Below are 18939 nucleotides of genomic sequence, written 5' to 3' on the forward strand. Positions count from 1 at the left end.
TTGCCGATGGGGAACAGGGGGCGGCGTACGTCACTGCTCCCTCTTCGGTCGCGCCCTGACGTGCATCCGCTCCCCCTGCGGGCCGAACAGGCTCAGGAACTCCACCGGGCCCTCGCCCGTCGAGCCGAACCAGTGGGGAACCCGGGTGTCGAACTCGGCGGCCTCGCCCGGGCCCAGGATCACGTCGTGCTCGCCCAGCCTCAGCCTCAGCCGTCCGGACATCACGTACAGCCACTCGTAGCCCTCGTGCGTCCGCAGGTCGGGCTCGTCCTTCCGCTGCGGCTCCAGGACCTTGTACGCCTGGAGGCCGCCGGGCTGGCGGGTCAGCGGCCAGTGGGTGCGACCGCCCCGGACGATCGGTTCGGCGCGCACGCGGGGGTCGCGGACCGCCGGGGCTCCGACCAGTTCGTCCAGGGGGACCTGGTGGGCGCGCGCGATCGGGAGGAGCAGTTCCAGGCTCGGCCTGCGCAGCCCGGACTCCAGCCGGGAGAGCGTGCTGACCGAGATGCCGGTCGTCTCCGACAGGCCGGCGAGGGTCGCGCCCTTCTCCTTGCGGATGCGGCGCAGCCTCGGTCCGACCTCCGCGAGTACCTCGTCCGTGTCGTCGTTCATGACCGACATTGCAGTTTCGGCAAACACGTTTGTCAATACGGCAGGAGCGCGCGACCTTCGGGGGTGGAGGTGGTCACCATGACCGAGACACACACCGGGACCTACGAAGTGGTCGTCATCGGCGGCGGCGCGGCCGGGCTCTCCGCCGCCCTGGTGCTGGGCCGGTCCCGGCGCCGCACGCTGGTCGTCGACGCGGGCGAACCGCGCAACACGCCCGCCGCGCACATGCAGGGCTATCTGACCCGGGATGGCATGTCCCCGGCCGAGTTCCTGGCCCTGGGCCGCGAGGAGATCGCGCGCTACGGCGTCGACCTGGTCCGCGACTCGGTGGTGGACGTCACGAAGGGCGACGACTTCGCCGTGGTGCTGGCCGGCGGGAAGACCGTGCACGCGCGGCGGATCGTCGTCGCCACCGGGCTCAAGGACGAGCTGCCGGACGTCCCCGGGGTCGCCGAGCGCTTCGGGCGGGACGTGATCCACTGCCCGTACTGCCATGGCTGGGAGGTCCGGGACCAGGCGTTCGGGGTGCTCGCGACGACTCCGCTGAGCGTGCACCAGGCGCTGATGGTCTCGCAGTGGTCGAAGGACGTGACCCTGTTCCTGCACACGGTCGCCGAGTCCGAGCTGACCGACGACGACCTGCGCCGGCTGGCCGCCGCCGGGGTCGCCGTGGTGCCCGGCACGGTCACCGAACTGGTCGTCGAGGACGACCGCCTCACCGGCGTGCGGGTCGCCGGGGGCACCTCCGCCGAGGGAGGCACCACCCACCCCCGCGAGGCGGTGTTCGTCGCGCCCCGGGCGGTCCCGCGGACCGGCCTGTTGGAGAAGCTGGGCGCCGAGCTGCAGGAGACCCCGTTCGGCGCGTACCCGGTGGTCGACGCGACGGGCCTGACGACCGTGCCCGGCGCCTGGGCGGTGGGCAACGCGATGGGCTTCGCGGAGCAGGTCGTGAACGCGGCCTCCGCCGGGTACCGGGCGGGCGCCACGATCAACGGCGACCTGCTGATGGCCGACCTCGACGCGACCGTAGGCACATAGACACGACCACGGGCGTGCACGTGCGACCGCGCGCACCCGGGGCGGGCCCGCGTCCGTACGGGCATCGCGGCCGTCCGGGTGTGGACCGGCCGCCTCCGTTGCACGATGGCTGCATGCTGCTGACCCGGCTCGCGCAGGTGTCCCAGGAGGTCGCCGCCACCTCGGCGCGGTCCCGGAAGATCGCTCTGCTCGCGGAGCTCTTCCGGGACGCGGAGGCCGACGACGTCCCGATCGTCATCCCCTATCTGGCGGGCCGGCTCCCGCAGGGGCGGCTCGGCATCGGCTGGAAGGTGCTGGGCCAGGAGGTCGAACCGGCCGCCGAACCCACCCTCACCGTGCGCGAGACGGACGCCCGGCTCACCGCTCTGAGCACCGTGTCGGGCGCCGGTTCGCAGGCTGAACGCGCCCGTCTGGTGGGCGAGTTGATGGGCGCGGCCACCGCCGGCGAACAGCGCTTCCTCTTCGGGCTCATCACCGGTGAGGTCCGGCAGGGGGCGCTCGACGCGGTCGCCGTGGAGGGCCTGGCCCAGGCGACCGACGTGCCGGCGGCGGACGTTCGGCGGGCCGTGATGCTGGCCGGTTCGCTCCCGGCGGTGGCCGAGGCCCTGCTCGCCGAGGGGCCCGCCTCCCTCGGCCGTTTCCGGCTGACCGTGGGCCGCCCGGTCCTGCCGATGCTCGCGCACAGCGCCACCTCCGTCGCCGAGGCGGTCGGCAAGCTGGGCGACTGCGCGGTCGAGGAGAAGCTCGACGGCATCCGCGTCCAGGTCCACCGCGACGGCGAGGCCGTACGGATCTACACCCGCACCCTCGACGACATCACCGAGCGGCTGCCCGAACTGACGTCTGCCGCACTGGAGTTGAGGGGTGAGCGGTTCATCCTGGACGGCGAGGTGATCTCCTTCGACGCGGACGGGCGGCCCCGTTCGTTCCAGGAGACGGCCGGCCGGGTCGGCTCCCGGGTGGACGTGGCCACGGCCGCCGAGACGGTCCCGGTCTCCCCCGTGTTCTTCGACGCGCTGTCCGTCGACGGCCGCGACCTGCTGGACCTCCCGTTCGCCCAACGGCACGCGGAACTGGCCCGGTTGGTGCCCGAGCCGATGCGGGTCCGCCGCACTCTCGTGTCCGGCCCGCAGGACATCCCCGCGGCGGAGGCCTTCTTGGCCGAGACCTTGGAGCGCGGTCACGAGGGGGTCGTGGTGAAAGGGCTCGACGCCCCGTACCACGCGGGCCGCCGGGGCGCCTCCTGGCTGAAGGTGAAGCCCGTCCACACCCTGGACCTGGTCGTCCTGGCCGCCGAGTGGGGCCACGGCCGCCGTACCGGCAGACTCTCCAACCTCCATCTGGGCGCCCGGAGTCCGGACGGTTCCTTCGCGATGCTGGGCAAGACCTTCAAGGGCCTGACCGACGCCCTGCTGGCCTGGCAGACCGAGCGGCTCCAGGAGCTGGCCGTGGCGAGCGACGGCCATGTGGTGACCGTACGGCCCGAACTCGTCGTGGAGATCGCGTACGACGGTCTGCAGCGGTCGAGCCGGTACCCGGCCGGCGTCACGCTACGGTTCGCGCGGGTCGTGCGGTACCGGGAGGACAAGCGGGCGGAGGAGGCGGACTCGGTGGAGACGTTGCTGGCGGCGCATCCGGAGGTGAAGCCGTGAGCGGGGACGCGTGGGGGAAACGGAGCGCCGGGCTGTTGTTGTTCCGGCACACCGACCGGGGGCTTGAGGTGTTGCTCGGCCATATGGGCGGCCCGCTCTCGGGGCACCGGGACGCGGGTGCGTGGAGCGTGCCCAAGGGCGAGTACCAGCCCGACGAGCCCGCCTGGGACGCGGCCCGGCGCGAGTTCCGGGAGGAGCTGGGGATCGCGCCGCCCGAGGGCGAGCCGATCGAGCTGGGCGAGGTGCGGCAGGCCAACGGCAAGCTCGTCACCGCGTGGGCGATCGAGGCGGACCTCGACCCCGCGGCGATGGTGCCGGGCACCTTCCGGATGGAGTGGCCGCCGAAGTCGGGGCGGATCCAGGAGTTCCCCGAGCTGGACCGCGTGGAGTGGCTGAGTCTCGAACGGGCGCGGGAGGTCGTCGTCACGGCACAGGCCACGTTTCTCGACCGGCTGGCCGAGCACTCGGGCTGACGGGCCGCGTACGCGTTGCGGTCCCCCGCACCGCGCGGGAAGGTCGAAGCACAGCCCGCTCCAGGAGGTCAGCCATGCCCATCGCGACGGTCAACCCGGCCAACGGCGAGACGCTCAAGACGTACGAGGCCATGGGTGCCGAGGAGATCGAGCGCCGGCTCCAGCTCGCCGAGGCCACCTTCCGCACCTACCGGACGTCCGCCTTCGCCGAGCGCGCCCGGCTCATGCACCGGGCCGCCGACCTGCTCGACGAGGACCAGCGGGACATCGGCCGGATCATGACCACGGAGATGGGCAAGCCGGTCAAGCAGGCCCGCGCGGAGGCGGCCAAGTGCGCGAAGTCGATGCGCTGGTACGCCGACCACGCCGAGGAACTCCTCGCCGACGAGCAGCCCGCCGCGGCCGACGTCGAGGACTCGGGCGGCGCACGCGCCCTGGTCCGCTACCGCCCGCTGGGTCCCGTCCTCGCCGTCATGCCGTGGAACTTCCCGCTGTGGCAGGTGATCCGCTTCGCCGCGCCCGCGCTGATGGCGGGCAACGTCGGGCTGCTCAAGCACGCGTCGAACGTCCCGCAGACCGCCCTCTACCTGGAGGACCTGTTCCACCGCGCGGGCTTCCCCGAGGGCGCCTTCCAGACCCTGCTGGTCGGCTCCGGCGCGGTCGAGGAGATCCTGCGCGACGAACGGGTCAGGGCGGCCACCCTCACCGGCAGCGAGCCCGCGGGGCGCGCCGTCGCGTCCGTCGCCGGGGACATGGTGAAGAAGACGGTGCTGGAGCTGGGCGGCAGCGACCCGTACATCGTCATGCCGTCCGCCGACATCGAGCGGGCGGCGCGGACCGCGGTGACCGCGCGCGTGCAGAACAACGGGCAGTCGTGCATCGCCGCGAAGCGGTTCATCGTGCACGCGGACGTCTTCGACGATTTCGCCGAACGGTTCGTGGCCGGCATGAAGGCGCTCACGGTCGGTGACCCGCTGGAGGAGGGGACCGAGGTCGGACCGGTCGCGAGCGAGGCGGGCCGCGGCGATCTGGAGGAGCTCGTCGACGACGCCGTGGAGAGCGGCGCGACCGTGCTGTGCGGCGGTGCCCGGCCGGACGGACCCGGCTGGTTCTACCCGCCGACCGTCCTCACCGACATCACCCGCGAGATGCGCGTCCACCGCGAGGAGACGTTCGGCCCCGTCGCCACCCTGTACCGGGTCGCCGACCTCGACGAGGCCGTCCTCCTCGCCAACGACACGCCGTTCGGGCTGAGTTCCAACGTGTGGACGCGGGACGAGGCGGAGACCGAGCGGTTCGTACGGGACCTGGAGGCCGGCGGGGTCTTCTTCAACGGGATGACCGCGTCGCATCCGGCGTTCCCGTTCGGCGGGGTGAAACGGTCCGGGTACGGGCGGGAACTGTCGGGCCACGGAATCCGCGAGTTCTGCAACATCACCACGGTATGGCACGGAGCGTGAGCGTTCCGCGGCTACGATCCCCTGTGTGAACCGCGAAGTGACTCTGCCTCTGATCGTCGACGACCGCGGAACCCTTCAGGTGGCTGCCGCCGATGTCAGCAAGCTCCTGCGTACCGTCGGCGGCCGGTGGCTGCACCTCGTCGAGGCCGGGGAGGGCGGCCTCGACGAGGACACGGTCGCCGCGTTGACCATCGAGCTCGCGAAGCTGGCGGACCGGATCGACGTCGCGTGCATCGCGCACAGCAGTGGGGGCGGCTCGTAGTTCGGCGCGTGCGGGTGCGTGGTGGCTCATCGCGCGGTCCCCGCGCCCCTCAGGGGGTGGCACCCGGCCCTCGCGGACAAGCCGCCCTGCCCTCGGCTTTCACAGGAACCACTGATCCGGTCTTTATCGCCGTGTCCCTGAATTGGAGTAGTCCACCGCGAGATCGCCGCCCTCACGGGTGATCGTGGGTGCACCACCCTCTGAGGTGAACCACCTTCTGACCGGCGGGCGAAGGCCTTCCGGAAGGCGAAAGCAGGGACGGTTCATGGCGACTTTGTGCAAGCCCTCGGTGTCGGTTCCCGAGCACGTGATCACGATGGAGGAGACGCTGGAGCTGGCGCGCTCCCGTCACGCGGACCACCCCAACCTGCCGCTGGCCCTCCGGCTGATCGAGAACACCGGCGTGCGCACCCGGCACATCGTGCAGCCCATCGAGGAGACCCTGAAGCACCCGGGGTTCGAGGACCGCAACAAGATCTACACCGCCGAGGCGAAGGCCCGCGTCCCCGCGGTCGTGCAGCGCGCGCTCGACGAGGCGGAGCTCCTCACCACCGACATCGACGTGATCATCTACGTCTCGTGCACGGGCTTCATGATGCCCTCGCTCACGGCCTGGCTGATCAACGAGATGGCCTTCGAGTCCACCACCCGGCAGATCCCGATCGCCCAGCTCGGCTGCGCGGCCGGCGGCGCGGCCATCAACCGGGCGCACGACTTCTGCACGGCGTACCCGGACGCCAACGCGCTCATCGTCGCCTGCGAGTTCTGCTCGCTGTGCTACCAGCCGACCGACCTCGGCATCGGCTCCCTGCTCTCCAACGGCCTGTTCGGCGACGGCATCGCCGCCGCGGTCGTGCGCGGGCGCGGCGGCACGGGCATCCAGCTGGAGCGCAACGGGTCGTACCTGATCCCCAAGACCGAAGAGTGGATCATGTACGACGTCCGGGCCACCGGGTTCCACTTCCTGCTGGACAAGCGGGTGCCGGCCACCATGGAGCCCCTCGCACCAGCGCTCCAGGACCTCGCGGGACTGCACGGCTGGGACGCGGCCGACCTGGACTTCTACATAGTCCACGCGGGCGGGCCCCGAATACTCGACGACCTGAGCAAGTTCCTCCAGGTCGACCCGCACGCGTTCCGGTTCAGCCGGGCGACCCTCACCGAGTACGGCAACATCGCCAGCGCCGTCGTCCTTGACGCGCTGCGCCGGCTCTTCGACGAGGGCGGCGCCGAGCACGCGGCGCGCGGCCTGCTCGCCGGGTTCGGACCCGGTATCACCGCCGAGATGGCCCTGGGCCGCTGGCACCGCGACGACCGAGAGACGGCTTGAGTACGGCATGACTGAAGAGACGCTCACCGAGACCCCGCCCCCCGTCCGGCCCTGGCCGGCCCTCGACCTGACCGGGGTGGACTTCGACCCGGTCCTCACCCAGCTGATGCGGGAGGGTCCGGTCAACCGGATCAAGCTGCCCAACGGCGAGGGCTGGGCCTGGCTGGTCACCCGGCACGACGACGTGCGGATGGTCACCAACGACCCCCGGTTCAGCCGCGAGGCGGTGATGGACCAGCCGGTGACCCGGCTCGCCCCGCACTTCGTCCCGGCACGCGGCGCGGTCGGCTTCCTCGACCCGCCGGACCACACGCGGCTGCGGCGCTCGGTCGCCCCGGCGTTCACGACGCGCGGGGTGGAGCGGGTGCGGGAGCAGTCCCGGCTGCTGCTGGACGAGTTGATCGACGAGCTGCTGGAGCACGGGCCGCCCGCCGACCTCACCGAGACCGTGCTGAGCCCTTTCCCCATCGCGGTGATCTGCGAGTTGATGGGTGTGCCGGCCGCCGACCGGCACGGCATGCACACCTGGACCCAGCTCATCCTGTCCTCCTCGCACGGCGCCGAGGTCAGCGAGCAGGCGAAGCGGGAGATGGGCGCGTACTTCGGCGATCTCATCGGGCTGCGGGAGGGCAGCGACGGCGAGGACGTGGCCTCGCTGCTCGGTGCCGCCGTGGGCCGGGAGGAGATCACGCTGGAGGAGGCGGTCGGGCTCGCGGTGCTGCTGCAGATCGGCGGCGAGGCGGTCACCAACAACAGCGGGCAGATGTTCTACCTGCTGCTGACCCGCCCGGATCTCGTCGAACGGCTGCGTGCCGAACCGGAGTCGAGGCCGCAGGCCATCGACGAGCTGCTGCGCTACATCCCGCACCGCAACGCGGTCGGGCTGTCCCGGATCGCCATGGAGGACGTGGAGATCCGCGGTGTGCGGATGCGGGCGGGCGACCCGGTGTACGTGTCGTACCTGGCCGCGAACCGGGACCCGGACGTGTTCCCGGACCCCGAGAGGATCGACTTCACGCGCAGCCCGAACCCGCACGTCTCCTTCGGCTTCGGCCCGCACTTCTGCCCCGGCAACATGCTGGCCCGGCTGGAGTCCGAGCTGCTGGTGGACGCCCTGCTGGACCGGCTGCCGGGGCTGCGGCTGGCGGTACCGGCCGATCAGGTCCCGTTCAAGAAGGGCGCGTTGATCCGCGGGCCCGAGGCACTGCCCGTGACGTGGTGAGGCGCCTGTGACGGCCACGGAGGGGCTGCTGGTGCCGCCCGGTCACGGCCGGGTCGTGCAGACACCGGCGCAGCACGTGACGTTCAAGGTGACCGGCTCGCACTCGCGGACCGCGTCGACCTTCGAGGTGGTGGTGCCGCCGGGGTTCGATGTCGGGGCCCATGTGCACACCCGCAGCGAGGAGTTGTTCTACGTGCTCGAGGGCGAGCTGGACGTCCTCGCCTTCGAGCCGCGGATCCGGACCCCCGACAACTGGCAGCGCTGGGAGTCCGGTTCGGGTTCCCGGGTGGTGCGGGCGACGCCGGGGACGGTGATCGTCGTACCGCCCGGTTGTCCGCACGCGTTCTCCAACCCGACGGAGACGTCGGCGAAGATGTTCTTCCAGGCGTCTCCGCCGCCGGACCACGAGCGGTATTTCGAGGAGCTGTTGGAGATCCTCGGGAGCGGGGGGCCGCCGGATCACGCGGCCATCGAGGAGTTGCGGGGCCGTTACGACATCGAGCAGCTGACGCCCTTGAAACACCGGTAGTCGTTCGTCTGACTGCCGGTGGGGGCTGGTCGCGCGGTTCCCCGCGCCCCTGAAACGCGGGCCGCGTTCAAGGGTCGCGGGGAACTGCGCGAACGGTCCCACCGGGCCGGCACCCGAGACTCAACGGATCGGCATGCCCGCCAGCGTGCGCGCGATCACCAGCCGCTGGATCTCGCTCGTGCCCTCGAAGATCGTGTAGATCGCCGCGTCCCGGTGCATCCGCTCGACCGGGTACTCACGGGTGTAGCCGTTGCCGCCCAGGATCTGAATGGCCTGGCCCGTCACCTTCTTCGCCGTCTCGCTCGCGAACAGCTTCGACATCGAGCCCTCGGCCGCCGTGAACTGCTTGCCGTTGACGGCCATCCAGGACGCCCGCCACACGAGCAGCCGCGCCGCGTCGATGGACGTCCGCATGTCGGCGAGCTGGAAGGCCACGCCCTGGTTGTCGATGATGGGGCGGCCGAACTGCTCGCGGGTCTTCGCGTAGTCGAGGGCGACCTCGTACGCGGCGCGGGCCGTGCCCACCGCCATCGCGCCGACCGCGGGGCGCGACGCCTCGAACGTCGCCATCGCCGCGTTCTTCACCCGCTCGCCGCCGCCGGCCTTCGCGCGCTCATGGGCGCGGGCGATCCGCTCGTCCAGCTTCTCCTTGCCGCCGAGCAGGCAGGAACCGGGGACGCGCACGTTCTCCAGGACGACCTCGGCGGTGTGCGAGGCGCGGATGCCGTGCTTCTTGAACTTCTGCCCCTGGGACAGACCGGGCGTGCCGGCCGGGACGATGAAGGAGGCGTGGCCCTTGGAGCCGAGGTCCGCGTCGACGACCGCGACGACGACGTGGACGTTGGCGATACCACCGTTGGTCGCCCAGGTCTTGGTGCCGTTGAGCACCCACTCGTCCTTGGCCTCGTCGTACACGGCACGCGTGCGCATGGAGGCGACGTCGGAACCGGCGTCGGGCTCGGAGGAGCAGAAGGCGGCGACCTTCACGTCGTTGGCGTCGCCGTACATCTGCGGGATCCAGGTGCCGATCTGCTCCTCGGTGCCGTTGGCGAGGACGCCGACGGCCGCGAGGCCGGTGCCGACGATGGAGAGGGCGATGCCCGCGTCGCCCCAGAACAGTTCCTCCATGGCCATCGGGATGCCGAGGCCGGTGGGGTCGAAGTACTGCTGGGCGTAGAAGTCCAGGGAGTAGATGCCGACCTTCGCGGCCTCCTGGATGACCGGCCAGGGAGTCTCCTCACGCTCGTCCCATTCGGCGGCGGCGGGGCGGATGACGTCGGCGGCGAAGCCGTGCAGCCAGTCCCGCACCTCCTTCTGTTCGTCGTTGAGTTCCATGGTGAACTCGGCCATGACTCCTCCAGCGGCGCACTAGCATGTTACTTGCGGTAACCGAAGTCTGTTACCGGCGGGTAGGAAAAGTCAACTCCCGATGACCGGTCGGCAGCCCGTTCGAGGTGTTGGGGCCGTTGGGTGTTACTTTGCGCAGGCGTCACCGATTCAGCACGGGTGGGGAGAGCTCATGGACACCACGCAGCGGACCGATCAGCAGCGGTCCGCCGACCGCCGACGGCGCGAGTTGCTGGAGGCCGCGGACAGAGTGGTGCTGCGCGATGGTCCGCAGGCCTCTATGAACGCGATCGCCGCGGAAGCGGGTATCACGAAGCCGATTCTGTACCGGCACTTCGGGGACAAGGGTGGACTGTACGCGGCCCTCGCCAAGCGGCATACGGATGCCCTGCTGTCCTCCCTGCGGGCGGCGCTGGACGCCCCGGCCGAGCGCCGGGAGCGAGTCGAGGCGACGCTCGACACGTACCTCGCCGCCATCGAGGCGCTTCCCCAGGTGTACCGGTTCCTGATGCACCCCGTCGAGGGCGGGCAGACCGCGGACCAGGGGTTCGACACCGGCAACCACTCCGTTCCGCTGCTGCGGCGCATGGGCGAGGAGCTGGCCCAGGTCATCGAGGAGCGGGTGGACCTCGGACCCAACAGCCAGCAGCTGGCCCGGGTGTGGGGGCACGGGATCGTCGGGATGATGCACGCGGCCGGGGACTGGTGGCTGGGCGAACGGCCTTGCTCCCGGGCCGAGTTGGTACGCAGTCTGGCCGATCTGCTGTGGGGACGGCTGGCCGCGGCCGGGGACAGGGTCGGCGGGCCGGGGTTCTAGCCGGTACGGCCCCGCACCCCTACGGGACCTCGCCCCGCCGGTTCCAGGAGGCTCGGCGTGCCTGTCGCATCAGGCGCGCGTGGCGGCGGCCCGTTACGCGGTCGGCGTACACCCGGCCCTCCAGGTGGTCCTGTTCGTGCTGGAGACAGCGGGCGAACCAGCCCGTGCCCTCCACGGTGATCGGGTCGCCGGACGCCGTGAAACCCTCGACGACCGCGTGGTCGTAGCGCTCCGTCCCCGCCTCCAGGCCCGGCAGGGAGAGGCAGCCCTCGGGGCCGCGCAGCACCAGGCCGTCCGCCTCCACGAGACGCGGGTTCACCACGTGGCCGAGGTGGCGGACCTCCTCGTCGTCGGGGCAGTCGTATACGAACACCCGCAAAGGGACGCCCACTTGGTTCGCGGCGAGGCCGACGCCCCGGGCCGCGTACATCGTGGCGAACAAGTCCTCCACGAGACGGGCGAGTTCCGGCCCGAAGTCTGTTACGTCCTCGCACGGGGTATGGAGCAGGGGGTCGCCGAGCAGGGTGAGGGGACGGACTCGCCCGCGGGCGCCCGGGATGGAGCCGTATCGCATGGGCGCAAGGGTACGGTTCTCTACGGCGCACGCCCGCCGCGAGGCGTTCGCGGTGCCGCGGTTCAGGCACCGATAAGGATCTCGATAGGCTGAGGTCCACACCACGTTGCCGGAGGCAGAGGCGCGGCGCGTACGCAAGGAGGATCGAGAACTGATGGCAGGCAACTCGGACCCGCTCACGCCGCGGGCCAAGCTGGCCGTGACGGCGGGCAAGGCGGTCGCGGCGGCATCTCGTGCCGCGGGGCGGGGCAGCGGATCGGTGATCGGCGGCCGAGTGGCACTCAAACTCGACCCCGACCTGCTCGCCAGGCTCGCGCAGAGCCTGGATGTGACGCTCGTCTCGGCGACCAACGGCAAGACGACCACGACCCGGCTCATCGCCGAGGCCCTCGGGGCCGCGGGACCCGTCGTCTCGAACGCGCTGGGCGCCAACATGCCCGCCGGCATCACCTCGGCGCTGGCCGGCGGCTCGGAGGCCAAGTTCGGGGTCATCGAGGTCGACGAGAAGTACCTCGCCGGCGTCGCCCGCGACACCGACCCCAAGTGCATCGCCCTGCTCAACCTCTCCCGCGACCAGCTCGACCGCGCGGCCGAGACCCGCATGCTCGCGGAGAACTGGCGTGAGGGGCTGTCGGGTTCCAAGGCCGTCATCGTCGCCAACGCCGACGACCCGCTGGTCGTGTGGGCCGCTTCCTCCTCCCCGAACGTGATCTGGGTCGCCGCCGGGCAGATGTGGAAGGACGACGCCTGGTCCTGCCCGTCCTGCGGTGGCGTGATGCAGCGTCCCGGTGACGACTGGTTCTGCGGCGAGTGCGGATTCCGGCGGCCGACGCCGAGTTGGGCACTCTCCGGGGACCACGTCCTCGACCCGCACGGCTCCGCCTGGCCCATCCACCTCCAGCTGCCCGGCCGCGCCAACAAGGCCAACGCCGCGTCCTCGGCCGCCGTCGCCGCCGTGTTCGGGGTGCCGCCGCAGGTCGCCCTGGAGCGGATGTACCGGGTGCAGGCCGTCGCCGGGCGCTACGACGTCGTCCAGTTCATGCAGCGCGACCTGCGCCTGCTGCTGGCGAAGAACCCGGCGGGCTGGCTCGAGACGTTCAGCCTGATCGATCCGCCGCCGACCCCGGTGATCCTCTCGGTGAACGCGCGCGGCGCCGACGGCACCGACACCTCGTGGCTGTGGGACGTCGACTACACCCGACTGACCGGCCACCCCATCTTCGTCGTGGGCGACCGCAAGCTGGACCTCGCGGTCCGTCTGGAAGTGGCCAACCAGCACTTCCAGGTCTGCGACAACCTCGACCAGGCCGTCCAGATGGCCCCGCCCGGCCGCATCGAGGTCATCGCGAACTACACCGCGTTCCAGGACCTGCGCCGTCGCGTCGGCAACTGAGACCCGAGAACCCCCAGAGGACGAATGACCATGAGCGACAACCAGCTCCGTCTGGTGTGGATCTACCCCGACCTGCTGAGCACCTACGGCGACCAGGGCAACGCCCTGGTCGTGGAGCGCCGGGCCCGCCAGCGCGGCCTCGACGTGGCCCGGCTCGACGTGCGCAGCGACCAGCCCATCCCGACCTCGGGCGACATCTACCTGATCGGCGGCGGAGAGGACCGTCCGCAGCGGCTCGCGGCGGAGCGCCTGCGCCGCGACGGCGGTCTGCACCGCGCGGTCGGCAACGGCGCGATCGTCTTCTCGGTGTGCGCCGGCTACCAGATCCTCGGCCACGAGTTCATCAACGACCTCGGCCAGCGCGAGCCCGGCCTCGGCCTGCTCGACGTGGTGTCGACGCGCGGCGAGGGCGAGCGGTGCGTCGGTGACGTCCTCGGCGACATCGACGCGCGCCTGGGCCTGCCCCCGCTGACCGGCTTCGAGAACCACCAGGGCGTCACGCATCTCGGCCCGACCGCCCGCCCGTTCGCGCAGGTGCGGCTCGGCAAGGGCAACGGCACGGGCGACGGCACCGAGGGCGCGTACAACGACACGGTGTTCGGTACGTACATGCACGGTCCGGTGCTCGCCCGCAATCCGCTGATCGCGGACCTGCTGCTGAAGCTGGCCCTCGATGTGAACGCGCTGCCGCCGATCGACGACCGCTGGTACGAGGCGCTCCGCAACGAGCGCATCGCGGCAGCTCAGCAACCCGCGTAAGCGTCGCGTACACCTGGTCTTCGGGTGTGGGCAACCAGCCCGTCTGACGGCTGGTCCGCGCAGGTGAGCGGGGTCGTCCAGCAGGCGGACGCACGCTACGGTCCCGCCCCCTCCTGCCGTTAGGGTGGCGGGGATCGTGCCGGACGACGTGGTCCGGTCCCGCCCACGTTGAGAAGGTTCTTTCGGGCTATGCGCATTGGTGTGCTCACGTCCGGCGGCGACTGCCCCGGCCTGAACGCCGTCATCCGGTCCGTCGTGCACCGCGCCGTCGTGGACCACGGCGACGAGGTCATCGGCTTCCGGGACGGCTGGAAGGGCCTCCTGGAGTGCGACTACCTCAAGCTCGACCTCGACGCGGTGAGCGGCATCCTTGCTCGCGGCGGCACCATCCTCGGCTCCTCCCGGGTCCAGCCCTCCCATCTGCGGGACGGCGTGGAGCGGGCCCGGGGCCATGTCGAGGAGCTCGGCCTCGACGCGATCATCCCGATCGGCGGCGAGGGCACGCTCAAGGCGGCCAAGCTGATGTACGACGCCGGGCTCCCGATCGTCGGCGTCCCCAAGACCATCGACAACGACATCGCGGTCACGGACGTCACCTTCGGCTTCGACACCGCCGTAGGTGTCGCGACCGAGGCGCTCGACCGGCTCAAGACCACCGCCGAGTCCCACCAGCGTGTCCTGGTCGTGGAGGTCATGGGCCGCCACACCGGCTGGATCGCCCTCCACTCCGGCATGGCGGCCGGCGCGCACGCCATCGTCGTACCCGAACGGCCCTTCGACATCGAGGAGTTGGCCGCCCGCGTCGGCGAACGCTTCGAGGCGGGCAAGCGGTTCGCGATCGTCGTCGCCGCGGAGGGCGCCAAGCCCCGTGAGGGGTCCATGGACTTCGACGAGGGCAAGAAGGACGTCTACGGCCACGAGCGCTTCGCGGGGATCGCCCGGCAGCTGTCCCTCGAACTGGAGGACCGGCTCGGCAAGGAGGCCCGGCCGGTGATCCTCGGGCATGTGCAGCGCGGGGGCACGCCGACCGCGTACGACCGCGTGCTGGCGACCCGGTTCGGGTGGCACGCGGTGGAGGCCGCGCATCGCGGGGAGTTCGGGAAGATGACCGCGCTGCGGGGGACGGACATCGTGATGGTGTCGCTGGCGGACGCGGTGGAGACGCTGAAGACCGTGCCCGCCGACCGCTACGAAGAGGCGGAGTGCGTCCTGTAGCCCGCAGGTGAGCGAAGCTGCCCCCGGTCATGATCGTGACCGGGGGCAGTTCTAGTCTGTGTGCGGACAGACTTGCACAACCCCCACGAATCAGGAGCCGTCCGATGGATCACGGCGGGCACGGCATGACGATGGATCTGCCGCCGTTCACGTTGGGACGGGGGCTCGCGTGGTCGGCCGACCCGTTCTTCCTGACCGCCTGTCTCGTCGGGCTCGGGCTGTACGGCTGGGGGGTCGTGCGGCTGGCACGGCGCGGCGACTCGTGGCCCGTGGGGCGGACGATCTCGTACGTCGTCGGGGTGCTGACCGTCGGACTGGTCATGTGCACCAAGCTCAACGACTACGGCATGGTCATGTTCAGCGTGCACATGGTGCAGCACATGGTCATCAGCATGCTGTCGCCGATCCTGCTGCTGCTCGGCGCCCCGGTGACGCTCGCGCTGCGGGCGCTGCCGCCGGCGGCCAGGGGCCGCAAGGGGCCGCGTGAGCTGCTGCTGATGTTCCTGCACAGCCGGTACATGAAGATCATCACGCATCCCGCGTTCACGATCCCGCTGTTCATCGCCAGCCTCTACGCGCTGTACTTCACGCCGATCTTCGACTTCCTGATGGGCTCCAAGACCGGGCACATCGCGATGATGGTGCACTTCCTCGCCGTGGGTGTGGTGTTCTTCTGGCCGATCATGGGCGTCGACCCGGGGCCCAGCCGGCCCGGCTATCTGATGCGGATGCTGGAGCTGTTCGCCGGGATGCCGTTCCACGCGTTCTTCGGCATCGCGTTGATGATGGCGTCCGAGCCGATGGTCACGACGTTCAAGCACCCGCCCGCCTCGCTCGGCATCGACGCCCTCTCCGACCAGAACGCGGCCGGCGGCATCGCCTGGGCGTTCAGCGAGATCCCGTCCGTGCTGGTGCTGATCGCCCTGCTGTTCCAGTGGTACGGCTCCGAGCAGCGGCAGGCGAAGCGTCAGGACCGGGCCGCCGACCGGGACGGCGACAAGGAACTCGAGGCCTACAACGCCTATTTGGCCTCACTGAACACACGCGGCAGCTGACCGGGAATTTTCTTCAGTAGCATAAAACGCGATGGGGGAACCGCCACCGGGGGGAGCGGTCGTGGCATTTCGCGTGGGTGTGCAAAGGTGCCGGCGTCGGGGAATCGCGGTGCTCCGCGGGATCGCCGCACCGCTGGTCTGTTTCCTGGCCGTGAGTGGACTGGCCGGCTGCGGCGGGGGCGTGCACGCGTTGGCCGTGCAGGCGGCCGCCGCCGGAGTTCCGTCGCTCGCGCCCTTCTTCGACGAGAAGCAGGGGCTGGGGCAGGACGCCTCGGTGCGTTCGGCGCCGGTGCGGGGCAGCCTCCAGCAGGGCGACACACCAGGTCTCTACGGAGGCACCAGGAAGCCGACCGTCTGTGACGTGGCGCGGCTCAAGAGGTTCCTGACCGATCCCGCCAACCGTCGCAAGGCCGTTGCCTGGTCGGGCGTGCTGGGCATCGGCCCGGATCGGATACCGGGCTATCTGGACCGGCTCACACCCGTGGTCCTGCGTCACGACACTCTCGTACGGAATCACGACTACAAAAAGGGAAAGGCCACGCCCTACGACTCCCTTCTCCAGTCGGGGATCGCGATTCTCGTCGACGCGCGGGGCGAACCGGCCGCCAAATGTTCGTGCGGAAATCCACTGCGGCCTTTCAAGGGAGACGCGGACCGTATTTCCGTCAGGTTCGCGGACGGCAACAAGAAGTGGAGCGGATATCGGGCGTCCTCGGTCGTGGCCGTGCGTCCGGCGCCCACGACGATGGAGCGGCTCGTCCTCGTCGACGTCGGCGACCCCGGCCGCGGTATCCGGCGTCCGGTGGGGACGGCGGGGCGCAGTGACGCGGACTTCGACACCCGGACGCGGCACGCCGTACCCGAGCTCGCGGGGCGGACCTTCGGGGAGGCGCGGCAGCTGCTGGTGAGCGGTGGCCTGGCGGTCGGGTACGACGGGAGCGCGCCGCCGTCCGACGACGCCCGGGTCATCGCGAGCGACCCGCCGGCCGGGACCGGGCTGCGGTTCGGGGAGTACGTGACGGTGAGCGTGGCCGGGACGACGGACGGAGCGGTGACGTCCACTCCCCCGGACCCGACCGCTTCGACCTCTTCGACCACTCCGACCGGTTCCACGAGTCCCACCGATCCGGCGACCTCGTCCGGCCCGACGCTGGGGCCGCCGACATCCACGGCACCGCCGTCCACCGCGTCGACATCGCCGTCCGCGTCCTCGCCCGGGAGCGAGCCACCACCGACGACGAGCGCACCGATCACCAGCAGCGCCCCGCTGACCGCCACACCCGGCACAGCCGGCCCACCCGCCACCGTCGAGACGTGACGCGGGCCGGGAAGCGGGAAGGAGGGACACCGAATGCCACACGGATCGCCGGCCTCGGGCGTGGGCCGGGTCGTCGCCGGACGTTATCTGCTGCTGAGGCGGCTGGGCAGTGGCGGGATGGGACATGTGTGGCTCGCACATGACCAGCGGCTGGCCTGTGACGTCGCGCTCAAGGAGATCGTGTTCAGCAACCCGTCCCACGCCGACGCCGAACGCGAGGCCAGGGTCGCGCGGGCCCGGGCCGAGGCGCGGAACGCGGCCGGGTTGCGCGGTCACCCCCATGTGGTGACCGTCCATGACGTGCTGGAGCACGAGGGGCTGCCGTGGATCGTCATGGAGTACGTGGCCGACGCCGTGGACCTGCGCGACCTGATCGGCCGGCACGGTTCGCTCGCCCCGGCGGAGTGCGCCCGCGTCGGCCTCGCCGTGCTCGACGCGCTGACCGCGGGGCACCGGCGGGGCGTGATGCACCGGGACGTGAAACCGGCGAACATCCTGCTGGCGCCGGACCGCACCGGCTCGCCGTACGCCCGCGTCCTGCTCACCGACTACGGGATCTCGGTGCAGCCGGACGCCGGGGAGACGCGGTACACGCTGACGTCCGTGCTCGTCGGTACGGCGGGTTATCTCGCGCCGGAGCGGGCCACGGGCGGGCCGCCGACCGCCGCCGCCGACCTGTTCTCGCTGGGCTGCACGCTCTACCACGCCGTCGAGGGCCACGGCCCCTTCGTCCGCGACACCCCCCTCGCGGAGATCACCGCAGTGGTCACGGAGGACCCCCTGCCCCCGGTCCGCGCGGGCGCTCTGGCCCCGGTGCTCCACGCGATGCTGGAGAAGGATCCGCTACGACGGATTCCGGCGGCGGAGGCCGAGGAGGCCCTGGCGTCGATCCTGACGCCGCGGACGGACCCGGGGGTGGGGGCGTACTCCAGGACGTGCACCGACCTGGGTTCGCCGTCGCCCTGGGAGGGGCCGCACGTGCCGTTCGCGGCGGGGCCCCCGTTTCCCCCGTCTCCCCCGCACTCCCCCGGCGGCCGGCGTCGGCGCCCGCGTCCGCGGCTTCTCCGGGCCGTCCTCGCCGGTCTGCTCGGGCTCGCCCTCGCCCTGGGCGGGGTCTGGTACGCGATGGCCCGCCAGTCGCCCGGCGACGGCCCGGACGCGGGCGACGGCACCTCGCCGTACGGCACGGGCGTCGGGCTCTCCGCGCCGCTCAAGGACGGCGACTGTGTGACCGCCGACTGGCCCGGCGGGAAGCGGTTCACGGGCACGCCCCGGCTCGCCGTCGATCCCACCTGCCGGAACTCCGTGCCCGACGGGCAGGTGATGGCGTCGGTCTCCACCGCGTCCGCGGGCGAGGCGCGGCGCGCCGGGGCCGGCCGGTGCGCGGAGCGGACGCGGGAGGTGCGGGAGAGGCTCGCGGACGTGCGGGGCTTCGCGGTCGTACCGACCGACGCCGGTTTCGCGGCCGCCGGGCATCGCACCGCGTGTCTGGTGCTGGGCGCGCACGGGCCGGTCTACGGGCCGATCGGCGGTCGGCGTGCCCTCGGGTCGGCGTTCGCGGACACGTCGACGATGCAGAAGCGGGACTGTCTGGACGTGCCCTCCGACCGGGCCGCGAGCCTGGTCTCCTGCGCCGGGAAGCATGATCAGCTGGTGCTCGGGTTCACCCGGTTGGGCGCGGACGTCACGCTCGCCCAGGCGCGTACGGAGTCGGACGCGGCCTGTGCGCGGGACGTCCCGCCGGCCGACCACGGCTTCGATCCCTCGGTCTACGAAGCGGCCTCCTGGACGAGTCGGGGACCGTGGAAGTCGGGCACACATTTCGTCGTGTGCTCCGTTCGGAGGCAGAACGGGGGCACCATGGAGGGGGACAAGCCATGAGG

18 protein-coding genes are annotated in these 18939 nt (G+C 71.4%); 15 read left to right on the forward strand and 3 right to left on the reverse strand.

The features are described 5' to 3' along the window. Window positions 1-30 precede the first annotated feature (30 nt). Window positions 31-612, reverse strand: a complete 582-nt coding sequence (locus ACIPTO_RS37430) for an XRE family transcriptional regulator (RefSeq protein ID WP_366321793.1) — start codon at window positions 610-612, stop codon at window positions 31-33. 78 nt (window positions 613-690) lie between these two features. On the opposite strand from ACIPTO_RS37430, the gene ACIPTO_RS37435 reads away from it, so the two are divergent. The 8 genes from ACIPTO_RS37435 (at window position 691) to ACIPTO_RS37470 (ending at window position 8578) form a co-directional block, all read left to right on the forward strand. Then, a complete protein-coding gene (locus tag ACIPTO_RS37435; protein ID WP_401199532.1) occupies window positions 691-1650 on the forward strand; it encodes an NAD(P)/FAD-dependent oxidoreductase in 960 nt (319 codons plus the stop codon). A 113-nt stretch (window positions 1651-1763) separates the two neighbouring features. After that, window positions 1764-3302, forward strand: a complete 1539-nt coding sequence (locus ACIPTO_RS37440; RefSeq protein ID WP_401199534.1) for an ATP-dependent DNA ligase — start codon at window positions 1764-1766, stop codon at window positions 3300-3302. After that, window positions 3299-3775 carry an NUDIX domain-containing protein gene (locus ACIPTO_RS37445; protein ID WP_401199536.1) on the forward strand — a complete coding sequence of 159 codons (477 nt, stop codon included), beginning with the start codon at window positions 3299-3301 and terminating at the stop codon, window positions 3773-3775. Before ACIPTO_RS37440 ends, ACIPTO_RS37445 begins: the two co-directional genes overlap by 4 nt. A 74-nt stretch (window positions 3776-3849) precedes the next feature. Next, window positions 3850-5235 (forward strand): NADP-dependent succinic semialdehyde dehydrogenase, encoded by a 1386-nt coding sequence (locus ACIPTO_RS37450; RefSeq protein WP_401199538.1) that lies wholly within the window; start codon window positions 3850-3852, stop codon window positions 5233-5235. A 25-nt stretch (window positions 5236-5260) separates the two neighbouring features. Continuing rightward, window positions 5261-5497 carry a DUF6213 family protein gene (locus tag ACIPTO_RS37455; protein ID WP_366321803.1) on the forward strand — a complete coding sequence of 79 codons (237 nt, stop codon included), beginning with the start codon at window positions 5261-5263 and terminating at the stop codon, window positions 5495-5497. Between the two features lie 265 nt (window positions 5498-5762). Then, entirely contained in the window at window positions 5763-6827 is a 1065-nt protein-coding gene (locus ACIPTO_RS37460; protein WP_366321805.1) for a type III polyketide synthase, read from the forward strand. Between the two features lie 7 nt (window positions 6828-6834). Then, window positions 6835-8049: a cytochrome P450 gene (locus ACIPTO_RS37465; RefSeq protein WP_401199540.1), complete on the forward strand. Its 1215-nt coding sequence runs from the start codon at window positions 6835-6837 to the stop codon at window positions 8047-8049. 7 nt (window positions 8050-8056) lie between these two features. Next, complete coding sequence (locus ACIPTO_RS37470; RefSeq protein ID WP_401199542.1) at window positions 8057-8578, forward strand: cupin domain-containing protein; 522 nt, start codon at window positions 8057-8059, stop codon at window positions 8576-8578. A 120-nt stretch (window positions 8579-8698) separates the two neighbouring features. Here the strand turns inward: ACIPTO_RS37470 and ACIPTO_RS37475 are convergent, their stop codons facing one another. Beyond that, window positions 8699-9928: an acyl-CoA dehydrogenase family protein gene (locus ACIPTO_RS37475; protein ID WP_366321811.1), complete on the reverse strand. Its 1230-nt coding sequence runs from the start codon at window positions 9926-9928 to the stop codon at window positions 8699-8701. 169 nt (window positions 9929-10097) lie between these two features. Here ACIPTO_RS37475 and ACIPTO_RS37480 point away from each other — a divergent pair, with 169 nt between their 5' ends. After that, a complete protein-coding gene (locus ACIPTO_RS37480; RefSeq protein WP_366321813.1) occupies window positions 10098-10742 on the forward strand; it encodes a TetR family transcriptional regulator in 645 nt (214 codons plus the stop codon). Window positions 10743-10761: 19 nt separating this feature from the next. Here ACIPTO_RS37480 and def read toward each other — a convergent pair whose 3' ends face one another. Further along, complete coding sequence (def, locus tag ACIPTO_RS37485; RefSeq protein ID WP_401199544.1) at window positions 10762-11316, reverse strand: peptide deformylase; 555 nt, start codon at window positions 11314-11316, stop codon at window positions 10762-10764. Window positions 11317-11470: 154 nt separating this feature from the next. On the opposite strand from def, the gene ACIPTO_RS37490 reads away from it, so the two are divergent. From ACIPTO_RS37490 to ACIPTO_RS37515, 6 genes are all read left to right on the forward strand, one after another. After that, window positions 11471-12709 carry a MurT ligase domain-containing protein gene (locus ACIPTO_RS37490; protein ID WP_352282656.1) on the forward strand — a complete coding sequence of 413 codons (1239 nt, stop codon included), beginning with the start codon at window positions 11471-11473 and terminating at the stop codon, window positions 12707-12709. A gap of 30 nt (window positions 12710-12739) precedes the next feature. After that, a complete protein-coding gene (locus ACIPTO_RS37495; RefSeq protein WP_266766659.1) occupies window positions 12740-13468 on the forward strand; it encodes a type 1 glutamine amidotransferase in 729 nt (242 codons plus the stop codon). A gap of 189 nt (window positions 13469-13657) precedes the next feature. Next, window positions 13658-14683: a 6-phosphofructokinase gene (locus ACIPTO_RS37500; protein WP_366321818.1), complete on the forward strand. Its 1026-nt coding sequence runs from the start codon at window positions 13658-13660 to the stop codon at window positions 14681-14683. Between the two features lie 104 nt (window positions 14684-14787). Beyond that, window positions 14788-15738 carry a cytochrome c oxidase assembly protein gene (locus ACIPTO_RS37505; RefSeq protein WP_366321820.1) on the forward strand — a complete coding sequence of 317 codons (951 nt, stop codon included), beginning with the start codon at window positions 14788-14790 and terminating at the stop codon, window positions 15736-15738. 109 nt (window positions 15739-15847) lie between these two features. Continuing rightward, window positions 15848-17056 carry a DUF6777 domain-containing protein gene (locus ACIPTO_RS37510; RefSeq protein ID WP_401199548.1) on the forward strand — a complete coding sequence of 403 codons (1209 nt, stop codon included), beginning with the start codon at window positions 15848-15850 and terminating at the stop codon, window positions 17054-17056. A gap of 33 nt (window positions 17057-17089) precedes the next feature. Next, complete coding sequence (locus tag ACIPTO_RS37515) at window positions 17090-18937, forward strand: protein kinase (RefSeq protein WP_401199550.1); 1848 nt, start codon at window positions 17090-17092, stop codon at window positions 18935-18937. Window positions 18938-18939 lie beyond the last annotated feature (2 nt).

It is taken from the genome of Streptomyces sp. NPDC090083, assembly GCF_044747445.1.
Classification (GTDB): domain Bacteria; phylum Actinomycetota; class Actinomycetes; order Streptomycetales; family Streptomycetaceae; genus Streptomyces.